This window comes from Chloroflexota bacterium (assembly GCA_015478725.1).
Taxonomy (GTDB): Bacteria; Chloroflexota; Limnocylindria; order Limnocylindrales; family CSP1-4; genus C-114.
In genome coordinates, this window is the sequence record JADMIG010000004.1 from 1 (window position 1) to 20,016 (window position 20,016).

Consider the following 20,016-nt stretch of genomic DNA (forward strand, 5'->3'; position numbering starts at 1 on the left):
CCGGTGGGACCCCACGAAGCCCGATGGACAGCCGCGGCGAGCGCTCGACACGAGCAGAGCCCGGGACCGTCTCGGGTTCGTCGCCGGGACACCCTTCGAGGTCGGCCTCCGGCGGACGATCGACTGGTACGAGCACCGGCGTATCGAGGAGCGCCCGACCGCCGCCGGGGTCCGTGACGCACCCTGACAGCAGGGCGGCCCACGGTTCGCCCGGCCCGATCCCGGCGTCGTCATCCGTCCCGGTCGTCGAGATCGGCGGGATCCCCATCGCGACGCTCACCTATAAGCAGGCCCTGTCGCTGTTCCTCGGGGCGCGCGCCGCCGGTCGGAGGCTGGCGGTCCACTTCTGCACCGCCCACACGATCGTCGAGTCCACGGACGACGATCGTCTGCGGACGGCGCTGCGACACGAGGCCCTCAACGTCCCGGACGGCGTGCCGCTCGTGTGGGTCGGGAGAGCGCGCGGGCGCCGCATCGAGCGGGTGTGCGGCCTCGATGTCCTGCCGGACATGGCAGACCGCGGGCGCGCGCTGGGAGCTCGGCACTACTTCTACGGCGGCGCGGAGGACGCGGCGGAGCGCCTTGCCGCCCGCCTCGACGAACGCTTCCCGGGCCTGATCGTCGCCGGGATCGAGGTGCCGCCGTTCCGGCCGCTCACGGCGGACGAGGACGAGGCCATGGTCGCCCGAGTCAACGCAGCCCGTCCGGACTTCATCTGGGTGGGACTCGGGACTCCCAAGCAGGACCTCTGGCTGGCCGACCACCGCGATCGCCTGGACGCCGCCGCGCTGATGGCCGTGGGTGCCGCCTTCGACATCGTCGGCGGACGGCGGCGGCGCGCGCCGCGAGTCATGCGCAGGCTGGGGCTCGAGTGGCTGTTCCGGCTGGCACTCGAGCCCCGTCGGCTCCTCCGCCGCTACACGATCGCGAACGCGCGATTCCTCGGGATCGTGCTGCGAGACGCCGCACGTCGCGGACCTCGCCGCGCGGACCGGCCGGGCGGCTGAACCCGCGCCCGGACTCAGGCCGCGGAGGACATCTCGGCTTCGAACGCCGCGACCGTCCGGGTGAGACCCTCGGACAGATCGATGCCCGGGGTCCAGCCGTAGCGCGCCCGCATCCTTGCGATGTCAGGCTGGCGGTGCTCGGGATCGCCCGGTCGTCGTTCGGCGTAATCGATGGGTGAGTCGGTACCGGTGATCCCGCGGATCCGTTCGGCGAGCTCGCGCATCGTGACCTCATCCGGGTTGCCGATGTTGAGCACCGCGCCGTCGAGGTCGCGGTCCAGGGTGACCGCCAGGAGTCCGTCCACCAGATCGCTGACATAGCAGAACGAGCGGGTCTGCCCGCCGTCGCCGTGGAGCACCATCGGCCGCCCGGCCAGCGCGGCCGTTATGAGTTCTGGGATGACCCGGCCGTCGTCGTGCCGCATCCGCGGGCCGTACGTATTGAAGAGGCGGACGATGTTGGCCTGGACCCCGTGTCGCCGGCGCATCGACATGACGAGCGCCTCGCCGAACCGCTTCGACTCGTCGTAGCACGAACGCGGGCCGATCGGATCCACGTTTCCCCAGTACGTCTCGGGCTGCGGATGGACCAACGGGTCCCCGTAGACCTCGGACGTCGAGACGAAGGTCATGACGGCGCCCGACTCGCGCGCGACATCGAGCAGTCGCCAGGTGCCGGTCGAGTTCGCCGCCAGCGTCTCAAGGGGCATCCGCACGTAATCGATCGGGCTGGCCGGCGAGGCAAGATGGAGGACGACGTCTGCCTGCATGGAGAGCGGCCTGGTGATGTCGCGTTCGACGAACTGGAAGTCCGGACGAACCTCGAGCTCGGAAATGTTCCGTCGAGCGCCGGTCGAGAGATCGTCCACACAGACGACCTCGTGCCCTCTGGAGAGAAGCTCGCGGCAGACGTGGCTGCCGATGAAGCCCGCGCCGCCGGCGACGAGGACCCTCAATAGTCCGAGCTCCGTCGGCGCGGCGTCGTCGCCGTCCGGCCAACTCCCATGTACGCCAGCCCCTCAGCCTCGACCAGGTGCCGGTCCAGGACGTTCCGCCCGTCGAAGACGAGACTGCCCTTCATCGCGGTCCGCACCGCGGCGAGATCGACGGACCGGAACTCGGCCCAATCGGTGAGGATCGCCAGGGCGTCAGCGTCCCGTGCCGCCTCGAGCGCGCTGGATCGAAGGTACGGGGCGAACCGGCCGGGCACGAGCCCCGCGTCACCGGCGACCGCGGGGTCGTAGGCCTGGATGTTCGCGCCGGCGTTCGCCAGGAGGCCGACGACGTCCATCGCCGGGGACTCTCGCGTGTCCTCGGTGTCCGCCTTGAAGGTGAGCCCCCAGACACCGATACGTCGACCTTCGAGGCTGCCGAGCCTCCCCTGGAGGCGGCGGACCGCGCTCGTGCGCTGCGCCTGATTGACCTCCTGGACCCCGGACAGGACCGGGGTCGCCACCCCGAACGTCTCACCGATGTAGCGCAGAGCGGCGACATCCTTGGGCAGGCAGCTGCCGCCGAACCCGATGCCCGGTCGGAAGAAATGATCGCCGATCCGCGGGTCGAGGGCGATTCCCTCGACGACGCGGTCGATATCCACGCCGATCGCGTCGCACAGGCGGCCGATCTCGTTGATGAACGAGATGCGCGTCGCGAGGAACGAGTTGGCGACGTACTTGATCATCTCCGCCGTGCGCAGATCCGTGACGATCACCGCGCCACCGGTGCCCGTGTAGAGGTCCGCCACCTCACGCGCGTCGGCGGAGGACCGGGAGCCGACGACGATGCGTTCGGGATGGAAGAAGTCGTGCACCGCCCGGCCCTGACGGAGGAATTCGGGGTTGGAGACGATGCGCGGCGCGCGGTGCCGCCCGGCGAGCTCCGTCCGCAGGACTTCCTCGATCGTCTCGCCGGTGCCGATCGGCGACGTGCTCTTGTTGGCGATGATCGGCGACGTCCCGTTGAGCGAAGCGGCGATGGTCCGGGTGGCTGCGCGGATGTTGCGGAGATCCGCCGCCCCCGCGAGGGTCTCCGGCGTGTCCACGGCGAGGAAGATGATCTCCGCCTCCGGGATCGCCGCGGCGTAGCTCGTCGTGAAGGCGAGCCGGCCGGAGGTGAGTCCGGAGACGACAAGATCCTGTAGGTCCGTCTCGCGGATGCGGACGACGCCGCTGCAGAGCTCCGACACGAGACTCTCCTGCGTGTCGATGCCCACGACGGAATGGCCGAGCCTCGCGAGACCTGCGGCGAGGACGAGACCGACGTGCCCGCAACCGACGACCGCGACGCGGCGCGAGCCGGGTGCTCGCCCGTAGCCGTCAGCGATCGCGGCAGCGACCGGAACCTGGTCCGGCGTTTCGTTCAGTGGATCGATCAATCAGCGGCCCTCCGCGCGAAGCATGGCTGGGATGGTCTGGACGATGAGGCGGAGGTCGAGCCAGATCGACCAGTGGTCGATGTACTCGAGGTCCAGCTGGACCCACCGATCGAAGCTGGGTTCGGACCGACCGGCGATCTGCCAGAGCCCGGTGATGCCGGGCTTCATGGAAAGGCGACGGCGATGCCACGGGTGGTAGCCGGCCAGGTCGTCGAACGGATGGGGCCGCGGCCCCACGAGGCTCATGTCGCCCCTCAGGACGTTGAGCAGCTGGGGAAGCTCGTCGACGCTCGTCTTGCGCAGGATGCGACCGATCGGCGTGATCCGGGGATCGTTCGTCATCTTGAACGAGGCGCTTCCGGCGATCTCGTTATGGGCACGGAGTGCCGCTCGCTGCGCGTCCGCCTCCCGCGTCATGGTCCGGAACTTCACCATCCTGAAATGCCGGCCGTTCACGCCTGCCCGCTCCTGGATGAACAGGATGGGCCGGCCATCGGCAACAAGGATGGCGACCGCGGCGGCGGCGAAGATGGGCGCGAGGATGACAAGGCCGATCGTCGCCCCGACGACGTCCACCACCCGCTTTGCGGCGAGGGCGACGGTGTGATCCGGGCCGCTGACGACGGACAGGACGGGCGTGCCGTCGAGATCCTCGACCCGGCCGGAGGACAGCACCTGATCGGGAAGCTCGATGGGGATGCGGATCGTCTTGCCCTCGTCCGCGCAGAGCTGGTAGATGCTCTCGATCCGGCGCCGTTCACTGGCCGGAAGACAGATCGCGACTTCATCGACCACCTGCTCGTGGAGGATGGCCGGGATGCGGTCGAGGGTGCCCAGGTATGGATCCGGTCGGCCGCCCCGCTGGTTTCCGGGCCCCACGTACCCGACGACCCGCAGCCCAAGGTCCCACCGTTCGGCGATCTTCCGACCGAACTCGACGGCGGGCCTGCCCGTGCCGACGATGAGGACGGTCTCGAAGTTCCGTCCCCTGCGGCGGGCCTGCCGGAAGACTTCGCGAAGCGCGGCCCGGGCGACGATGGTGGCGGTCGCGAGGAGTGGGAAGATCGCGAGCAGGGCGAACCGGCTCATGCTCGTCCAGCCGAGCATGAACAGCACGGCGATCGTGCCGAAGGCAAGGAGGACCGCCGCTCGCGCCACGCCGATCGCGTCGCTCCGGACGGACCATCGCGCGCGGGGGCGGTACAGGCCGTGGGCGGCGAGGAGGCCGATCCAGGCGACGCAGAAGATGGCGATCGAGACTGCCGGCTGGGGCAGCAGCTCGGTGAGGACGTCTGGCCATCCAGGTCCGAAGCGTGCGGCGAACACGACCACGATGAGGGCCGACGCAAGGGCAGCGTCTGAGCCCATCAATGCGACCCGGAAACCGGTCTCATGACGACGGATCATGTCCTGGGACCCGTTCCAGCGCCCGGCGGTGACGAGATCGATCTCGCGTTGCGGCCGGCGGCCGGGAGGATCCGTCTCCCTTCTGAATGACTCATGCATCCCCCATCGCGTGCGCGATCGATGGGGGTCGGGCTGGCCAGTTCACCACCCGACCACAGGCATCGTCAAGCGCAATTACCCGATATGTCGGCCATGGTGGTGACACGACGCACCAACCCATCTGAAGCAGTCGAGGGGCGATGACGTCTGAGCCGTCACCGCCCCTCGTATAGGAAGTCCAGGTCAGCTACCGGGCGTCGTCCCGCTGGACGGCCAGGCCGGTGTGACCGGGCGCGCCGGTCAGCGGCGCCGCCGGGTCGTGCGGGAGACCGCCTGACGCGGTGTCAGGAGGAGGACGGAGAGGCCGAGGCCGACGAGGGCAGCGATGGCGATCGGCAGGCCCGAACCCGTCGAGCCGCCGACCGAACCGATCGTCGAGGTGGACGGTGGCGTGACGCCGGGTGTCCCGGTCGCTCCCAGGACGCCACCGCTCGGCGTCGAGGAGGCGGATGGAGTCGGCGTCAGGACGGGGGTCGGGGTGGGCGTCGGCGTCGAGGGCGGCGGGGGCGGGGTGTTGAAGAAGCAGTTGTTGGCCGGTGTGCACGGGATGACCGGCGGCGTCGGTGTCGAGGGCGGCGGGGGCGGGGGCGATTCCGTGCACGCGCCGACCTTGAGATCAAAGGTCACGATCGGAGGCGAATCCTGGTCGAACGTCGTGATGACGACCTTCGCGGTGTGGGGCGACGTCGTGGGCGGAATGGGATTGAGCTGCCAGTGGTAGTCCCCCCAGAAAATGAGACTCGAAACGATCGGAACGCCGTCGACGGTGATCGACACAGTGTTGACGAAGCGGCTGTCCCCGGAATGGGGATAGCCCAATAGGTCGACTTTGAGTCCGTTCGTGCAGTCCATCGTCGCGCTCGGCGTGTTCCCGACGGCCGTGCCGGCGAACAAGGCGAGACCGAGAGCCGCGGCCATCACCGCCCCGCCAAACCGCAGGGCTGTTCGGCGTTGACGAGACATCAGTTGAACCTCCGTCGAGCGATATGGAGTGCGGCCGCGTCCACGGAGCGTCTCCGATGAGGATGGATGAGTGCTCCCCGTCGTTCCCGATTCGGGAGCGCCGGGAGGGCCATTCTGCCCCTGCAGTCGTGCGCGCGTCTAGTACCTTTGCAGGACCGGATACTACTCGTAACCGGACCCGATTCACACTATCCAACCCGCACCACGGCACTGATGTGGTGTGAGCGGGCAACGCCGGTCCCACCCGATGGGCAGGACCATCGCCGCCGGGCCACGGCTCGGACGTCGTCTTGGGAAGGGATCGCCGGATGCTGGATCACCTTCGGGGCCTCATCAGGAACCCGTTAAAGGTGCTCGTCTGGATGTACTACGCGTGGCGGTTCACGGTGGCGCGCCTGATCCGACGCCGATCCGGCTCCGCCTTCTTCACCCCGGAACAGCCGCGCCTGGTCTACTCAGTCTGGAAGATCTGCCGCGAGCTCGGGCTGCGCGTCACGGAAACGTACGGCTCCGACTGCGTCATGGCCTTCAGCTGGGAGGACACCACGGTCAACCGGCAGCCGCCAGCGGCGCCGCCGCTCGGCCGGCCGCGCCTGATCAACGAGCGCTGCGTCGACATCCGCAAGTCGACGGTGGAGGCGGCATCCATCGCCGCGTTCGGGTACGGGCTCGCCGTGGATCCCCGCACCCACGTCGGGCGCTACGTGCGGAAATCGGAGGAGAACGCCGTCCACGACGGGACGCTGATCGAGGGCCCGAGGGAGCCCGAGGCCGGCTATGTCTACCAGCAGCTCGTGGACAACGTCGTCGACGGTGATCGGGTGGTGGACGTGCGCGTGCCGATCGTGGGCCGACGCATCCCCTTCGTGTACCTCCGTCATCGGAGCGAAAGGGAGCGCTTCACCCAGCTCCACGACCGCACCGAGATGCGGTCGACGGCCAGCGTGCTGGCCGTCCGGGAGATCGAGCTGCTCCTGGACTTCTGCGCGCTGATCGGTCTCGAGTTCGGAGAGCTCGACGTCCTCCGGGATCGCCACGACGGGCGGATCCACGTCGTGGATGCGAACAAGACACCTGGCGGGCCGCCGCTCCACGCCCCCTTCTGGCTCGGCGTGCGCGCGAACCGGATCCTGGCAAGGGCGGTGGCCCAGGAGTTCCTCGCGGATCGCGGGCAGCAACCCACCGGGCGCGACGTTCGGTGAGCACCTATGATCGGAGCCCATGGCGAGTGTCCACCTCCTCCACGCTGGCTATGCCGGCGATCGCGTCGCGAGCAGCGTCGTCCTGGTCCTCGACGGAGCGGCCCGGATCGTCGTGGACCCGGGGATGGTCGCCGACCGGGCCCGCATCCTCGATCCGCTCGCGGCCCTCGACGTGACTCCGGACTCCGTGACCCACGTCTTCCTCAGCCATCACCACCCCGATCACACGATCAACGTGGCCCTCTTCCCGAACGCCGAGGTGGTGGACTTCTGGGCCCGCTACGTCGGCGACCAGTGGCTCGACCACGACGGCGACGGGTATCGCCTCGCCCCGTGCTCGCAGCTGTGGCTGACGCCCGGCCACACGGAGGAGGACGCATCGCTCATCGTGCAGGCGGACGATGGGATGTACGCGATGACCCATGCGTGGTGGCGCGGCGACCGCACCCCGGAGGTGGACCCATACGCGCCCGATCAGGCGGTCCTCGCCGCGAGCCGGGCCCGGATCCTCGCCGTCGCGGACATCGTCATCCCCGGCCACGGATCGCCGTTCACGGTCCGCCGCTGAGGTGAGCGCCGCCTCGCGGCGTCAGACAGCGCGCGTCGCGACGATGTTGAGCCGGACGTAGTCGATCGGCGCGCCGGCCAGGCGGGCGGCGACGGCGCGGACGAACGGCATTCGGTCCACCTCCGGTAGCCGGAGGAGATGCGCCCGGAGGATGACGGTCGCGAGGTAGGTCTCGAGCGGCTCGCCGGGCTCGATCGGCGTCGGCTCCGGCTTGAGCCAGGTGGCGATCTCGCTGAAGCCCGCAGCGGCGAGTCGGACCGTCGTCGCAACCGGCGACTCGAAGCGCCACGGACCCTGCCAGCCCGGGTCGATACCAAAGCCCTCCCCCACCTCCGAGGCTGCCGCGAGGACGGCCGCGATGTTGCCCAGCCCGCCGCACTGGGCGACGAGGCGACCGCCCGGCCGCAGGACTGCCGCGAGGTTCGAGAACAGCGCGTCGTGATCCGTCACCCAGTGGAACGTCGCGGTCGAGAGGATGGCGTCGAGCGGCTCGATCGGCAGCGGCTCGAGGAGGTCGGCGACGATGAACGTCACGCGGTCGCCGGCCGCAGCCAGACGGCGGCGAGCCTCCGCCACCATCGCCGCGGAGGCATCGAGGGCGACGACACGGCCAGTCGGCAGCCGTTCGAGGAGCTGTTCGGTCACCCGACCGGACCCGCATCCGGCGTCGAGGACCCGCTCGTCACCGGCGAGCGGCAGGCGGTCGAGGACGGCCGAGCCCCAGCGGGTCATCGGGTCCGCGATCCGGTCGTACGTCGCGGCGTCCCACTCGCGGGCGCTCACCGAGCGAGCGTCGCCGGACGCAGGCGCCGGGTCATGGATCGGCCCCGCCGGGGTCCGGTGGGGCCGATGGAGGCGCCGATGTGACGAGAGCGATCAGGCGACGCTGCGCGCCGCCTTCGCGACGATCGTGCCGGCGAACTTGTCGTGCCAGCCTTGCTTGGTCGGACTCTGTGCAGTGGTGACGAGGAGGAAGATGACCCACACGAGGGCCGCGAGGCCGATGAGCAGGCCGACGAGCGGCAGCGGGTTGAGCGTCTGGGCGAGCGAGAAGATCCCGCCGAGGGCGAGCCAGCGCCGGATCGCCTGGTCCATGGACATCGTCGCGCCGTTGGCCGCGTTGCCGACCTGCATCCCGAGGGCCCGCATCCCGATCGTGCCGCGCATCGCGGTCCACGTGTAGATGAAGTAGCCGGCGGAGAGGCCGATCCCGAGGACGGCGTACACGAGCGTCGGCAGGATGTTCGTCTGGGTCTCGAAGCGGACGCCGAGGAGGGCGTTCGGATCGGCCACGGTGGAGACCGACGTCGGCGAGCCGAGGACCGCGAAGACGACGATCGAGATGATGAGCCCGACGATGCCGACGATGATCGCATCGATGATATAGGCGATGACCCGGTTCGGAACGTCAGCGTAGAACAGGCCGGCCGGTCCGGGCGTCGGAGCCGTCGAGGTGAGCGCGCCCGTCCAGGCGGGCATGCTCGGCGGGGCGGACATCGGCCCGGGCGGTGGGGCGCTCGGTGGCTGCGGCGACGGTGCGTTCTCTGGCCCTGGACCGGACATGGACGACCCTCCGTTATGGCCGCGATTCCCGCGCCGGCGGCGTGGGCATCGCCGGATGGCGACGGGCGACCGGCTCGCGTCCCGACAGCATACGCACGTCGGCAAGCGTCGAACAGGCCGATTCGCGCCCCGCCTCCACAGCGGGCACCGATGTCAGCGGCGACGGCGGCCGAGGAGCTCGTCCGCGCGGAGCTGGCAGACGACGACGAGCGCCTCAACGACGATCCGGCGGCTCATCTTTGACTGGCCGACGCGCCGGTCGCGAAAGGTGATCGGGATCTCGCGGATGCGCGCGCCGGCCCGGCTCGCCCGGTAGGTCATCTCGATCTGGAAGACGTAGCCGCCGGCGTGGACTCCGTCGAACGGGATCGCCGCCAGCGTCTCCGCCCGCCAGGCCTTGAAGCCACCGGTGAGGTCGTGCGCCCGGAGCCCGAGGACGAGGCGGGCGAACAGGCTCCCGCCGCGACTGACGATGCGACGCCCGAGGCCCCAGTCCACGACGCCGCCGCCCTCGACGTACCGCGAGCCGACGACGAGGTCCGCCCCGTCCTCCGCGATCGGCCGGAGGAGCCCGGGCAGCGCTCCGGGGTCGTGCGACCAGTCCGCGTCCATCTGGACGACGGCCGTCGCGCCGCCATCGAGGGCGATCCGGAACCCGTCGAGGTACGCCCGCCCGAGTCCCTGCTTCGCCGGGCGATGGCGGACCCGGATCCGCGGCTCTGCGGCGGCGAGCTCGTCCGCCAGCCGGCCGGTCCCGTCCGGCGAGCCGTCGTCCACCACGAGGAGCGTCGCAGCCGGGAGCGCGGCGAGGATCGCAGCCGAGATCGACGGCAGGTTCTCGGCCTCGTTGTACGTGGGGAGGACGATCCACGGACGGTGTTCTGCCGGCCGGCCGCTCACCTCATCGTCCATCGCTCGCAGTGTACCGGGCGGCAGCAGCGTGCTCGGCAGCCGCGCGCTCGCCAACCGCGCACCCGGCAGCGGTCAGACCGGGGTACGGCGCGACAGGCCGTTTCGGACAGGTGACCCCCAGGCGGGCGCACGTCAATGACTCCCCACACGGCGCTGGCAGATCTGAGCGTGGACCGGGCCGGGCCGACGGGTGGATCCTGCCAGATGCCCGGCTGAGGGCCACCTGTCAGCGACGTGCAGACCAACGCCCGCCTGATGGCCATATGCCGGAATCTCGGACGGCGGGCTCGATCCGATGGGCGTCCTCGTCACCCAGACGCCGGCGGTGCGGTGTCGTGGAGGAACGCGAGGGCCAGCGCGCGGTTGAGCTCGGGCCGCGTCCCGTCGTAGCCGAGCGCCCAGATCCCCACGCCGCGGAGTCCGCTGCGGATGACGAGGTCGCAGCGCGCCCTGAGCGCCTGCGCGTCGTCGAAGTAGACCTGCCGCCAGCTCGTCGCGCAACCGGACGTGGTGCACGTCAGGCGACGGTAGGAGAACCAGGCGACCTGCTCGGTCGGGTCGTACCGGCGCCCATAGACCGTGGCGAACGATGCCGCGTCGCTGTAGAGGACCGGGTTCGACGTCCCGTATCTCGTCCCGCTGCGGTTCGGGGCGCGAACGGCGTTCGTCGTCGTGGACCAGGCCCGACCGAAATACGGGAGGCCGAGGATGAGTTTGGACGGCGAGACTCGGGCCGTGTACGCCGCGATCGTGTCGGCGAGGGTGTAGCCGGATCCGCCGAGGGGATCGATGGAGCCGGCGATGGACGTGCCGGCGGTCCGGTAGTCGTAGCCCATGATGAAGATCGCGTCCGCGCCGCCCCGGGCGGTCGCCGCCTCGACCGGATAGTTGCCGATCCAGCCGGTCGTATCGAACGTCACCTGGTAGCCGCGGTGGACCCGGTCGAGCTCGGTGCGCATCGCCCGGACGAGCGCCGTGAACTCCCGCGCGCGGCCGGCGGCGAGCGGCTCGACGTCGAGGTTGATCCCATCGGCACCCCGGGCGCGGACGGCCGCGGCCGCCTGGCGGGCGAGGTTGCGTCGTGCCGAGGCGCTGCCGAGGGTGGCGCCCTGGAGCGCGGCGCCGGCGGTCGTCCAGCCGAACATGGAGATCGTGAGGACGACGCGCGTGCTGCGCCGATGGGCGGCCGTGATGACGCTCGAGAGCGCCGAGCTCGTCCAGCCGGCCCAGCCGAGTGCCGTCGAGCCGTCCGGGTTCCGCCTGACGAGGTTCCCGCTGCGGTCCACACCGACGCTGAAGTAGGCGATCGTCGAGAGGAGCGAGTAGTCGAGGCGGGTGGTCCGGTCGCCGAGCGTCCAGTAGGGGAGGAAGCCGAAGACCTCGCGGCGCCTCTTCGTCGTGGCAGCGACGTTCTGGACGGCGACGTTCGGGCCGAGGGCCATGACTCGAGACGCCGCGCCGGCGGCGGGCAGCGCTGTTGGCGCTCCGCCACCCACCGGCCAGTTGTCGGCGCTGCTCGGGGTGAATCCCACCTCGACCGGGGGCCCGGGCGTGAACCGGATCGGATCGTGGGCGTGGGCTGCGGCCTCCTCGTACTGGATGGACGGCTGGATTGCCGGCGGGAGGTCCGGCTGCGTCGCCGGCGAAGCGGCGGTCACGGCCGCCGGGAGGGCCGGCTCGAAGGTGGGGGCGGTCGCGGTCGAGCCCGGGATGTCGGCCGGCGCGACGATGACGGCGACGGACGTCGCGGTGAGGATCGCGACGAGGATTCCGACGACGGCTCCGAGGACGAGGCGCCCGGCACGGCGGCCGGGATGCTCCATTCGCACCGTAACGATCTGCTGCCGCTCAGTGGAGCGGGAGCCGCACCGTCGTCGAGTTCACGTGCCCGCTGCGGTCCCGTCCGCTCACGATGAGGAACATCGTGCCGGTGTGACCCGCCACGAGGCGGATGGAGGCCCGAAACGTCGTGGCCGAGACCTTCGTCATCGTCACGGCACGGGCGGCGAGGCGCGGCTGGACGATCGTGAGTCGCGGGTTCGCGCTCAGCGGCCCGGCGCTCGTGGCCGTGACGGTGATGATCTGACCGCGGCCCGGTGTGGTGTCGGAGACGACGACCTTCGCCCACGGTGACGCGGTGGGCGTCGGCGGCGGCGCGGTGAGCGTCGGCGGGACGGTCGGGGTCGGGGTCGGGGTCGGCATCGGCGTCGGCGTCGGCGTCGGCGGAACCGTGGGTGCCCCGCCGGCCGGGACGGTCGTCGTGCCGGCGACGACATCCGCCGTGCGGAGCGCGAGATCGGCCACGATCGAGCGGTGATACGGCGGCGCGAGAGGACCGTCGGGGTCCATCGCCGCGCTGAAGCCGGGCGATCGGACGGACGGGAAGCTCACGACGTTGCCATGAGCGGTGGGATCGCTCCGCCAGACCTGGTCGATGGATTGACTGGCCCCGAAGAGCTGGTCCACGTACCAGGCGGCGCCGCCGTAGAGTCCCTCGCCGTAGACCTCCGCGATGACCGCACGGGCTCCCGCGCCGATCCAGCCCGCGGCCATGTTGTCCACACGCTGGTGGGCGACGGCGAACGTGGGATCCGGATTCCCGGGCTCCGAGTTGCCGGCCGAGTAGCAGAGGTGGGCGAGGATAACGATCGCGTTCGGGGCAAGCCTGACGTCGCTCGCGAGGTACGACTCGCCCCAGTACTGGGTCGTCGTGTCGTCCGTCCCGGCGGTCGGGTTGAGCCCGAGGCCGTCCATGAGGTTCGGCCGGAACGGTGGATACGGGCTCGGCCAGCCCGTTCCGTGGCCCATGTAGATGACGATCGACGCGCCCTGGAGGGCCGCCTTCGCCGCGGCCCAGGTGGCCGTCGGCGAGTAGACCTTGACGACGTTCGGGGTGTACCTGAGGGCCTCCGCGGCCGCCGCGTCGGCATCGCTCCGATAGGCGTCCGTCGTCGCGCCCACCGGACCGACGATGATGACGACCTTGGGACCCGTCCCGCTCGTCGCGGCCGCCGTGGCGACCATCCCGGTCGACGGGAGCGCCCCGACGACGAGACAGGCGAGCACGACCGCGGTGAGAGTGTTCCGCACTGGGTGACCTCCGCTGAACAGGGACGGTGCACGGGCTCCGAGCCCAGCGCACGTCGTTCAGCCTGGCCGACCGGCGGCGCGCCCTCAATCGCGGGATGGTCCGGGTGGCGATGGCCCCATCGTCGGGCGCGACCGCCGGTGAGTGGCGGAGCGGTGGGCTGTTGTGCGGTCGGGCTGGCGAGGCCGGTGTTCGGTCCGCGTCGCGCTCAGGCGCGGCCGCTGCCCGGTCGCGTCGCGCTCAGGCCCGCAGGCGGTCGACGAGCGTGGCGAGGGTCGGCGTCGTCCGGTCCCGCTCGGAGAGGATCGGCCGACCATCCGCGGTCGGCAGCGCCGCCGGCCACGGCACGGCGGCGAGCGGATCGTCCCAGGCGAAGCCGTACTCGTCCGTGCCGTCGTACTCGTTGGTCACGAGGTAGAGGAGCTCGAGCGGCTCGAGGGCGAGGAACCCGTGACCGACGCCGGCGGGGATGACGACCCAGTCGTCCACGGTGAGCTCGTGGGTCTCGACGATCGGCGCACCCGCCCCGGCGACGAACGGCCGGACATCGACGAGGGCGACGAACGCCCGACCGGACACGACGACCCAGTAGTCGAGCTGCTGCCGATGGAGATGGATCCCGCGGAGGACGCCCGCCGCCGAAGTCGAGAGATTCGCCTGGACGAACGCCGGCGTGCCGTCGAAGGCGCTCGCTCGCCACAGCTCGCGGAAGGCGCCGCGGCCGTCCTCGTGACGGACGAGGCGCCCCACGCGGACGCCCTGGATGGGCACCTCCTCCGTGCGGTCGCCGCTCACGGGGCGGTGGCCCTCCCGACGCCGGCCCGCACGAGATCCGCCGCCCGGGCCCGGAGGAGGATCGGGGCGTAGTCGGCCATCGCCTCCTGCCAGGCGCGCAGTGGCTCGCCGGACGGCAGCTCGGTCGGCTCGAGGACGCCCCAGCGGGGCGGCGTGGAGCCACGTGACCAGGTCGAGCCGGGGACATCCTCGATCTCCACGTCGAGTCCGGCCCGACCGACGATCGCCCTCGCCCAGTCGGACCGCCGGGCGGATCCGCCATTCACGATGTGGTGCGTGCCCGCGAACGCGCCGGAGCCGAGCAGCTCGACGATCGCGTCGGCGAGGTCGACGACATAGGTCGGCGTGCCCCACTCGTCGGCGACGACACGGAGGGGCGCGCCGGCCGCTCGGGCGCGGTCCGCCGCGAGGAGGATCTTCGTCGGGAAGTCGGGGGCTCCCGGGCCGAAGAGCCAGGCGGTCCGGACGATGGCGAGCTGGCCCGGGTCCGCGCCGGCCCGGAAGGCAGAGCGAGCGGCCTCTTCGCCCGCGAGCTTGGACGCGCCGTAGGCATTGATCGGACCCGGAGGATCCGCGAGCCCGTAGCCGCGTCCGTCCGTCCGGGCGCCGTCGAAGATCTCGTTCGTCGAGACGACCACGAGGTCGAGGCCGGCGCCGACACAGGCGTCGGCGAGGACGGCGGTGGCCTGCGCGTTCCGCCGGTCCGCGGTGGCGGGGTCGCGGGCGCAGCCGTCGACGTCAGTCCAGGCCGCGGCGTGGAGGACGACCTCCGGTCGATCCCGCCCGATCGCGGCCACCGCGGTCTCCGGCTCGTCGAGGTCGAAGTCGCGACGCGTCCAGCCGATCGGGCCGGCGAGACCGGTGAAGGGCGCGTCGGCGAGGGCGGTCATGAGGGCCCGGCCCAGTCGGCCGCTCGAGCCGGTGACGGCGATGCGCACCTCAGTCCGTCGCGGGTGGAGCGACGCGCTCGGTCGTCGCGACGTGCTCGTTCGTCGCCTGGCCATGGGCGAGTCGCATCCCGTACTGGCGGTCGTAGTAGGCGTCCCAGCCTCCCGAGCGGGCTGCCCGCCACCAGGGCTCGTTCGCCCGGTACCAGTCGACCGTCGTCGCGATCCCATCCTCGAATGACACCCGATTCCGCCAGCCGAGCGCCTCGAGCCTCGAGCCGTCCATCGCGTAGCGGCGGTCGTGGCCGGGCCGATCCTCGACGGTCCGCACGAGCGACCACGGCTTGCCGAGCCGGTCGAGCAGCGCCGCCACGACATCGCGGTTCGCCAGCTCGACGGAGCCGGGGATGTTGTACGTCTCCCCGGAGGTGCCGTGCCGGAGGACGTGCTCGACAGCCCCGGCATGGTCGGAGACGAAGAGCCAGTCGCGACGCTGGAGCCCGTCGCCGTAGAGCGGGAGGGGTTCGTCGTCCATAGCGTTCGTGATGAAGAGCGGGATGAGCTTCTCCGGGTGCTGGTACGGACCGTACGTGTTCGAGCCGCGCGTGACGACCGCATCGAGGCCGTGGGTCACGACGTAGGACTGGACGAGCAGCTCGCCGGCGGCCTTTGCGGCGCTGTACGGGGAACGTGGCCCGAGTGGGTCTCCCTCCCCCGATCGGCCGGTCGCGACGGACCCGTAGACCTCGTCCGTGGACACCTGGAGGAAGCGCGGCGCGGCAGCGCGTTCGCCGATCGCGGCGCGATCGCGCTCGCGGCGGCACGCTTCGAGGAGCACGTGGACACCGATGACGCCGGTCACGAGGAACGCCTCGGGATCGAGGATCGAGCGGTCGACGTGCGATTCGGCGGCGAAGTTCACCACCGCGTCGGCCGCGGCGACAAGCGGGCGGACGACCTCCGGGTCGGCGATGTCGCCGTGGACGAACGCGAGTCGCTCGGCCTGCTCGGGATCCGCCGTCGTCGGATCGAGGTTGCGCTCGCTGCCGGCGTACGTGAGCTTGTCGAGGACGGTGATCCTCGTCCCGTCGTGGCGGGCGAGGATGCCGCGGACGAACGCACTGCCGATGAAGCCTGCACCGCCGGTCACGAGGAGATGCGACCTCGCCGGGGCACGGTCGGCGGCGGCGGTCCGCGGTCCTGCGGCAGCGGTCGGCGGTCCTCCGGCGGGGAGTCGACCGGTCATGCGTTGTCCCGGGGCGGTGGGGAGAGACGCCCGGCCGCGTCGTCCTCGGCGGCGAGTTCGGCCGCCCGGAGCAGGGACGGAACCGTGCCGGCGTCCATCCAGTGGCCTTCGTAGACGCGGCTGTAGAGGCCACCCTCGGCGATGTAGTGGTTGAGGACGTCCGTGATCTCGAACTCGCCACGCCCGGACGGGGCGAGACGCTCGATGACGGCGAAGGCGTCCGGGCGGAGGAAGTAGACGCCGATCGGGATGAGGTCGCTCCGCGGGTGAGCGGGCTTCTCCTCGAAGCGGATGACGTGGCCGCCCTCGTCGAGCTCCGCGACCCCGAATCGCTCGGGGTCCGGGACGCGGTAGAGGAGGGTCCCGGCGCCCCACGACCCCTCCTCGAACTCGCGGGCGGTCGCCGCGAGCGTGGGACCGCGGAGGATGTTGTCGCCGAGGACGCAGCAGAAGGCGTCGTCGCCGACAAAGTCACGGGCGAGACCGATCGCATGGGCGATGCCGAGCGCGCCGCGCTGGTAGCGGTAGGTGAGGTCGATGCCGAAATGCCGCCCGTCCCCGAGCAGCTCGACGACGTCGCCCACGCTCTTGCCGCCGACGATGACGAGGACCTGCCGGATGCCCATCCCGGCGAGCGTCTCGATCGGGTGGTAGATCATCGGCCGGTCGTAGATCGGCAGCAGGTGCTTGTTCGTGACGATCGTCAGCGGGAAGAGCCGCGTCGCGGTGCCGCCGGCCAGGACGATGCCCTTCATCGACGCGCAGCGTAGCAGGCCGCGGATGACGAGCGGCCACTCTCCCGGCCCTGGGCCGCAGCGATGCGGCCTACGGCACCGGCGACGGCGACCCCGGCGCCGAGGGCAGCGGCAGCCCGCCCTGGTAGTCGGTGATGACGAGGAGGTACTCGACTTTGTCGAGGTCCGCGGTGGGCTGGAGGAACGCGGTCTGGACGATCGCGTTCGCGTCCCGCTGGACATCGACGACCTGACCGACGAGAAGTCCCTTCGGATACGGCGAGCGGATCCCGCCGCCAAGGTCGATCCCGGCGGTGACGACCTGGTCGCCGATGTTGACCCGCGCGGTCGCCTCGATGTTCCGCATGACGAGCACCCCCCCGAGCTGGCCGGTCACGTCGCCGGTCACCCGATTCGATTCCATCATCCCGGTCACGGTGGAGGTCGGATCGTTGATGAGGGTCACGTGGGCGGTGGTCGATGCGGCGTCCGTCACCCGACCGGCGAGCGCGCCGCCCGCAGCGACGACGACATCGCCGACCGCCAGCCCGTCGTTCGTGCCGCGGTCGATGGTGACGATCCGTCCGATCTCGGGACGCTCCCGTCCGATGACGGTGGCCGCGATCGTGTGGAAGGTCGTCCCGTTCTTCACGGCGAGGAGCGCGGTGAGGAGATCGTTCTCGTGCTGGATCTCCCGGAGTCGCCCGTTGTCGGCGGTGAGACGGTCATTCGCCGCGCGCAGCGCCGCGTTGTCCTGCCGCAGCGAATCGATCTCCTGGACGGTGGCGACGACCGATCCGATGGAGGCCGCCACGCTCGACGCAGTCACCTGGAGCGGGCGGAACGCGAAGCCGACCCCGGACTGGAGCTCCCGCACGCTCGATGAGCCCGAAATCGCCATGAAGCCGATCGAGACACTCACGAGGACCGCATACACGATCGCCCGGCGGCGGGCGAGGCGGCTGCTGCGGGACGAGATGAGACCGGTCATCGCCGTCGCGCGTGCCCGGGCCGTCAGCGGGGGGCGCGGGCGTACGTGTCGGCGACGAGCACCCGCTGCATGCGATCGAGCTCCTCGAGGACGACGCCCGTTCCCCGGGCGACGCAGGTGAGCGGGTCATCGGCCACGTGGACCGGCATCTGGGTCGCCTCGGCCACCCGCCGGTCGAGGCCCGACAGGAGGGCACCGCCGCCGGCGAGGACGATGCCCTGGTCCATGATGTCCGCGACGAGCTCCGGCGGCGTCTCCTCGATCGTATCCTTGATCGTGTCGACGATCTGCTGGACGGAGGGCTCGATCGCCTCGCGGATCTGGTCTGCGCCCACCTCGACGGCCCGCGGCAGGCCAGTCAGGAGGTCGCGGCCCCGAAGGGTGACCCGCTGGACGTCCCAGTCCCCGGGACACGCCGAGGCGATCGCGATCTTGATGTCCTCCGCCGTCCGCTCGCCGAGCAGCAGGTTGTACTCGCGACGGGCGAAGGTGACGATGTCCTGATCCATCTCGTCGCCGCCGATGCGGATGCTGCGGCTGACGACGATCCCGCCGAGGCTGATGACGGCGACCTCCGTCGTGCCACCGCCGATGTCCACGATGAGGCTGCCGGACGGCTCGCTCACCGGCAGCCCGGCCCCGATCGCGGCGGCCATCGGCTCCTCGATGAGGCGGGCCCAGCGGGCACCGGCGTTGAGCGCCGCGTCGCGGACCGCCCGCTTCTCGACCTCCGTGACGCCGGACGGGACGCCGAGGATCATCCGCGGCCGCGGGATGAGGCCGTGGCTCTTGTGAACCTCGTGGACGAAATAACGGAGCATCTGCTCGGTGACGTCGAAGTCGCTGATGACGCCGTCGCGGAGCGGTCGGATCGCGATGATGTTCGCTGGCGTCCGGCCGACCATCCGCTTCGCCTCCGCGCCGATGGCGAGGACCTTCCGCGTCTTCGCGTCGATCGCGACGACGCTCGGCTCGCTCATGACGATGCCGCGGTCGCGGACGTGGACGAGCGTGTTCGCCGTCCCGAGATCGATCCCGATATCACGGGAGAAGAGGCCGAGGAGAGCGTCGAACATCGGCGGGTGAGGGTCCTCGTCGGGGTCGCAGGCCGCGGTCGCGGATCCGTCGGCCCACGTCGCCGACGGTGGCCGCCGGCAGGGCCCGAGCAGTATACCCGCCGTCGCGCGAGGGTCCGGTCGCGTGGCTCAGGTCACGTGGCTCCCGTCACGTGGCTCCGGTCGCGTGGCTCAGGTCACATGGCTCCGGTCACGCGTGACGATCGAACGCCACGCCGCGGTCGCGGAGCGAGACCCATGCATCGTGGCCGATGACGAGATGGTCGAGCAGGTCGATATCGAGGAGCCGTCCCGCGGCGAGCGCTTCCGCCGTGAGGTGGAGGTCGTCCGAGCTCGGTGTCGGATCGCCGGACGGATGGTTGTGGACGAGGATGACGCCCGTCGCGTTGAGCCTGACCGCGTCGCGAAACAGCTCGCCGACCCGCACGAGCGAGGCGCTCACGTTGCCCTGGTAGACCGTGACGACGCGGAGGACGGTGTTCTTCGTGTTGAGGAGGACCGCCCGGAGCTCCTCGCGCTCGAGGCGGCCCATCTGGAGGACGAGCCGGTCCGCGACATCGGTCGGCGAACGGACGGTCCACCTGCCGGCCGGCCAGTCGGCGAGGAGCCGGCGTCCGAGCTCGAACGCCGCCACGAGCTGGCCGGCCCGGACGGCTCCGACACCGGGGAGTGCAGCGAGCTCCAGCTCGCTCGCCCGGGCGAGGCCGGTGACGCCGTCGTGGCGGGCGAGCGCCTCTTCGGCGAGGTCGAGGGCGGACGCGCCGCGGGTGCCCGATCCCCAGATGAGCGCGATGAGCTCCGCGGTCGTCAGGCCGCCGACGCCCCGCAGGGCGAGGCGCTCGCGCGGCCGCTCGGCGGCCGGGACTTCGCGGATCCGCCGACCCGCAGGCACGGCCGTGGGCGCCGTCCGGGGACTCGGGGCGTCAGGGGTGGGTTCGAGGATCGCGACCAATGTACGTCTCCGCTCGTGGACACGCTCGGGGCGTCCCCCGGACCCGGACGACGGGAGCCCGCCGATTCCCCCCGCCATCCGGATCCGAGGAACGAGGCGAAGACTAGCGAAGCTCGCTCACCTGGCCATTACCGCGGGCGGCGGTTCGCGCG

20 protein-coding genes are annotated in these 20,016 nt (G+C 71.1%); 4 read left to right on the forward strand and 16 right to left on the reverse strand.

All coding sequences use genetic code 11. From position 1 onward, the window contains the following. Nucleotides 1-187, forward strand: a 187-nt coding sequence (locus IVW53_04815; GenBank protein ID MBF6604886.1) for a hypothetical protein, incomplete at its 5' end; no start/stop codon positions are given. Continuing rightward, nucleotides 174-1,007, forward strand: a complete 834-nt coding sequence (locus tag IVW53_04820; GenBank protein MBF6604887.1) for a WecB/TagA/CpsF family glycosyltransferase — start codon at nucleotides 174-176, stop codon at nucleotides 1,005-1,007. The genes IVW53_04815 and IVW53_04820, both read left to right, overlap by 14 nt. Before the next feature lie 14 nt (nucleotides 1,008-1,021). Here IVW53_04820 and IVW53_04825 read toward each other — a convergent pair whose 3' ends face one another. The 4 genes from IVW53_04825 to IVW53_04840 all read right to left on the reverse strand — a co-directional run bounded on the left by IVW53_04825 (nucleotide 1,022) and on the right by IVW53_04840 (nucleotide 5,850). Continuing rightward, complete coding sequence (locus tag IVW53_04825) at nucleotides 1,022-1,963, reverse strand: NAD-dependent epimerase/dehydratase family protein (GenBank protein MBF6604888.1); 942 nt, start codon at nucleotides 1,961-1,963, stop codon at nucleotides 1,022-1,024. Further along, a complete protein-coding gene (locus IVW53_04830; GenBank protein MBF6604889.1) occupies nucleotides 1,960-3,381 on the reverse strand; it encodes a UDP-glucose/GDP-mannose dehydrogenase family protein in 1,422 nt (473 codons plus the stop codon). Before IVW53_04830 ends, IVW53_04825 begins: the two co-directional genes overlap by 4 nt. After that, the gene (locus tag IVW53_04835) at nucleotides 3,382-4,788 is read right to left on the reverse strand and encodes a sugar transferase (protein MBF6604890.1); all 1,407 of its coding nucleotides are present in this window, start codon (nucleotides 4,786-4,788) and stop codon (nucleotides 3,382-3,384) included. It lies immediately after the preceding gene. Between the two features lie 339 nt (nucleotides 4,789-5,127). Beyond that, on the reverse strand, nucleotides 5,128-5,850 hold the full coding sequence (locus IVW53_04840) for a hypothetical protein (protein MBF6604891.1): 723 nt from the start codon (nucleotides 5,848-5,850) through the stop codon (nucleotides 5,128-5,130). A gap of 308 nt (nucleotides 5,851-6,158) precedes the next feature. Between IVW53_04840 and IVW53_04845 the strand changes: the two genes are divergently transcribed. Next, nucleotides 6,159-7,052: a hypothetical protein gene (locus IVW53_04845; protein ID MBF6604892.1), complete on the forward strand. Its 894-nt coding sequence runs from the start codon at nucleotides 6,159-6,161 to the stop codon at nucleotides 7,050-7,052. Between the two features lie 19 nt (nucleotides 7,053-7,071). Next, nucleotides 7,072-7,620 carry an MBL fold metallo-hydrolase gene (locus tag IVW53_04850; protein ID MBF6604893.1) on the forward strand — a complete coding sequence of 183 codons (549 nt, stop codon included), beginning with the start codon at nucleotides 7,072-7,074 and terminating at the stop codon, nucleotides 7,618-7,620. A gap of 21 nt (nucleotides 7,621-7,641) precedes the next feature. Here IVW53_04850 and IVW53_04855 read toward each other — a convergent pair whose 3' ends face one another. From IVW53_04855 to radC, 12 genes are all read right to left on the reverse strand, one after another. After that, nucleotides 7,642-8,352, reverse strand: a complete 711-nt coding sequence (locus tag IVW53_04855) for a methyltransferase domain-containing protein (GenBank protein ID MBF6604894.1) — start codon at nucleotides 8,350-8,352, stop codon at nucleotides 7,642-7,644. Between the two features lie 144 nt (nucleotides 8,353-8,496). Next, nucleotides 8,497-9,099 (reverse strand): RDD family protein, encoded by a 603-nt coding sequence (locus IVW53_04860; GenBank protein MBF6604895.1) that lies wholly within the window; start codon nucleotides 9,097-9,099, stop codon nucleotides 8,497-8,499. 237 nt (nucleotides 9,100-9,336) lie between these two features. Further along, the gene (locus IVW53_04865) at nucleotides 9,337-10,095 is read right to left on the reverse strand and encodes a polyprenol monophosphomannose synthase (GenBank protein ID MBF6604896.1); all 759 of its coding nucleotides are present in this window, start codon (nucleotides 10,093-10,095) and stop codon (nucleotides 9,337-9,339) included. A 308-nt stretch (nucleotides 10,096-10,403) separates the two neighbouring features. Further along, a complete protein-coding gene (locus IVW53_04870; protein MBF6604897.1) occupies nucleotides 10,404-11,918 on the reverse strand; it encodes a hypothetical protein in 1,515 nt (504 codons plus the stop codon). A gap of 25 nt (nucleotides 11,919-11,943) precedes the next feature. Beyond that, on the reverse strand, nucleotides 11,944-13,185 hold the full coding sequence (locus IVW53_04875) for a hypothetical protein (protein ID MBF6604898.1): 1,242 nt from the start codon (nucleotides 13,183-13,185) through the stop codon (nucleotides 11,944-11,946). A gap of 238 nt (nucleotides 13,186-13,423) precedes the next feature. Continuing rightward, on the reverse strand, nucleotides 13,424-13,978 hold the full coding sequence (locus IVW53_04880; GenBank protein MBF6604899.1) for a dTDP-4-dehydrorhamnose 3,5-epimerase family protein: 555 nt from the start codon (nucleotides 13,976-13,978) through the stop codon (nucleotides 13,424-13,426). Next, the gene (locus tag IVW53_04885; GenBank protein ID MBF6604900.1) at nucleotides 13,975-14,916 is read right to left on the reverse strand and encodes an NAD(P)-dependent oxidoreductase; all 942 of its coding nucleotides are present in this window, start codon (nucleotides 14,914-14,916) and stop codon (nucleotides 13,975-13,977) included. The genes IVW53_04880 and IVW53_04885 overlap by 4 nt, the downstream gene beginning before the upstream one ends. A 1-nt stretch (nucleotide 14,917) precedes the next feature. Then, a complete protein-coding gene (rfbB, locus tag IVW53_04890; protein ID MBF6604901.1) occupies nucleotides 14,918-16,111 on the reverse strand; it encodes a dTDP-glucose 4,6-dehydratase in 1,194 nt (397 codons plus the stop codon). Further along, nucleotides 16,108-16,866, reverse strand: a complete 759-nt coding sequence (locus IVW53_04895; GenBank protein MBF6604902.1) for an NTP transferase domain-containing protein — start codon at nucleotides 16,864-16,866, stop codon at nucleotides 16,108-16,110. The genes rfbB and IVW53_04895 overlap by 4 nt, the downstream gene beginning before the upstream one ends. A gap of 70 nt (nucleotides 16,867-16,936) precedes the next feature. Beyond that, nucleotides 16,937-17,836, reverse strand: coding sequence for a rod shape-determining protein MreC (mreC, locus tag IVW53_04900; protein ID MBF6604903.1), 900 nt, complete (start codon nucleotides 17,834-17,836; stop codon nucleotides 16,937-16,939). 23 nt (nucleotides 17,837-17,859) lie between these two features. Beyond that, nucleotides 17,860-18,912: a rod shape-determining protein gene (locus IVW53_04905; GenBank protein ID MBF6604904.1), complete on the reverse strand. Its 1,053-nt coding sequence runs from the start codon at nucleotides 18,910-18,912 to the stop codon at nucleotides 17,860-17,862. Nucleotides 18,913-19,102: 190 nt separating this feature from the next. Then, the gene (radC, locus tag IVW53_04910; protein ID MBF6604905.1) at nucleotides 19,103-19,942 is read right to left on the reverse strand and encodes a DNA repair protein RadC; all 840 of its coding nucleotides are present in this window, start codon (nucleotides 19,940-19,942) and stop codon (nucleotides 19,103-19,105) included. Nucleotides 19,943-20,016 lie beyond the last annotated feature (74 nt).

Coding starts and splice junctions, on each gene's coding strand:
- IVW53_04835 (MBF6604890.1), bottom strand. CDS start 4,788: ATGATCCGTCGTCATGAGACCGGTTTCCGGGTCGCATTGATGGGCTCA.
- IVW53_04840 (MBF6604891.1), bottom strand. CDS start 5,850: ATGTCTCGTCAACGCCGAACAGCCCTGCGGTTTGGCGGGGCGGTGATG.
- IVW53_04845 (MBF6604892.1), top strand. CDS start 6,159: ATGCTGGATCACCTTCGGGGCCTCATCAGGAACCCGTTAAAGGTGCTC.
- IVW53_04850 (MBF6604893.1), top strand. CDS start 7,072: ATGGCGAGTGTCCACCTCCTCCACGCTGGCTATGCCGGCGATCGCGTC.
- IVW53_04855 (MBF6604894.1), bottom strand. CDS start 8,352: ATGACCCGCTGGGGCTCGGCCGTCCTCGACCGCCTGCCGCTCGCCGGT.
- IVW53_04860 (MBF6604895.1), bottom strand. CDS start 9,099: ATGCCCGCCTGGACGGGCGCGCTCACCTCGACGGCTCCGACGCCCGGA.
- IVW53_04865 (MBF6604896.1), bottom strand. CDS start 10,095: ATGGACGATGAGGTGAGCGGCCGGCCGGCAGAACACCGTCCGTGGATC.
- IVW53_04870 (MBF6604897.1), bottom strand. CDS start 11,918: ATGGAGCATCCCGGCCGCCGTGCCGGGCGCCTCGTCCTCGGAGCCGTC.
- rfbB (MBF6604901.1), bottom strand. CDS start 16,111: ATGACCGGTCGACTCCCCGCCGGAGGACCGCCGACCGCTGCCGCAGGA.
- IVW53_04895 (MBF6604902.1), bottom strand. CDS start 16,866: ATGAAGGGCATCGTCCTGGCCGGCGGCACCGCGACGCGGCTCTTCCCG.
- mreC (MBF6604903.1), bottom strand. CDS start 17,836: ATGACCGGTCTCATCTCGTCCCGCAGCAGCCGCCTCGCCCGCCGCCGG.
- IVW53_04905 (MBF6604904.1), bottom strand. CDS start 18,912: ATGTTCGACGCTCTCCTCGGCCTCTTCTCCCGTGATATCGGGATCGAT.
- radC (MBF6604905.1), bottom strand. CDS start 19,942: ATGGCGGGGGGAATCGGCGGGCTCCCGTCGTCCGGGTCCGGGGGACGC.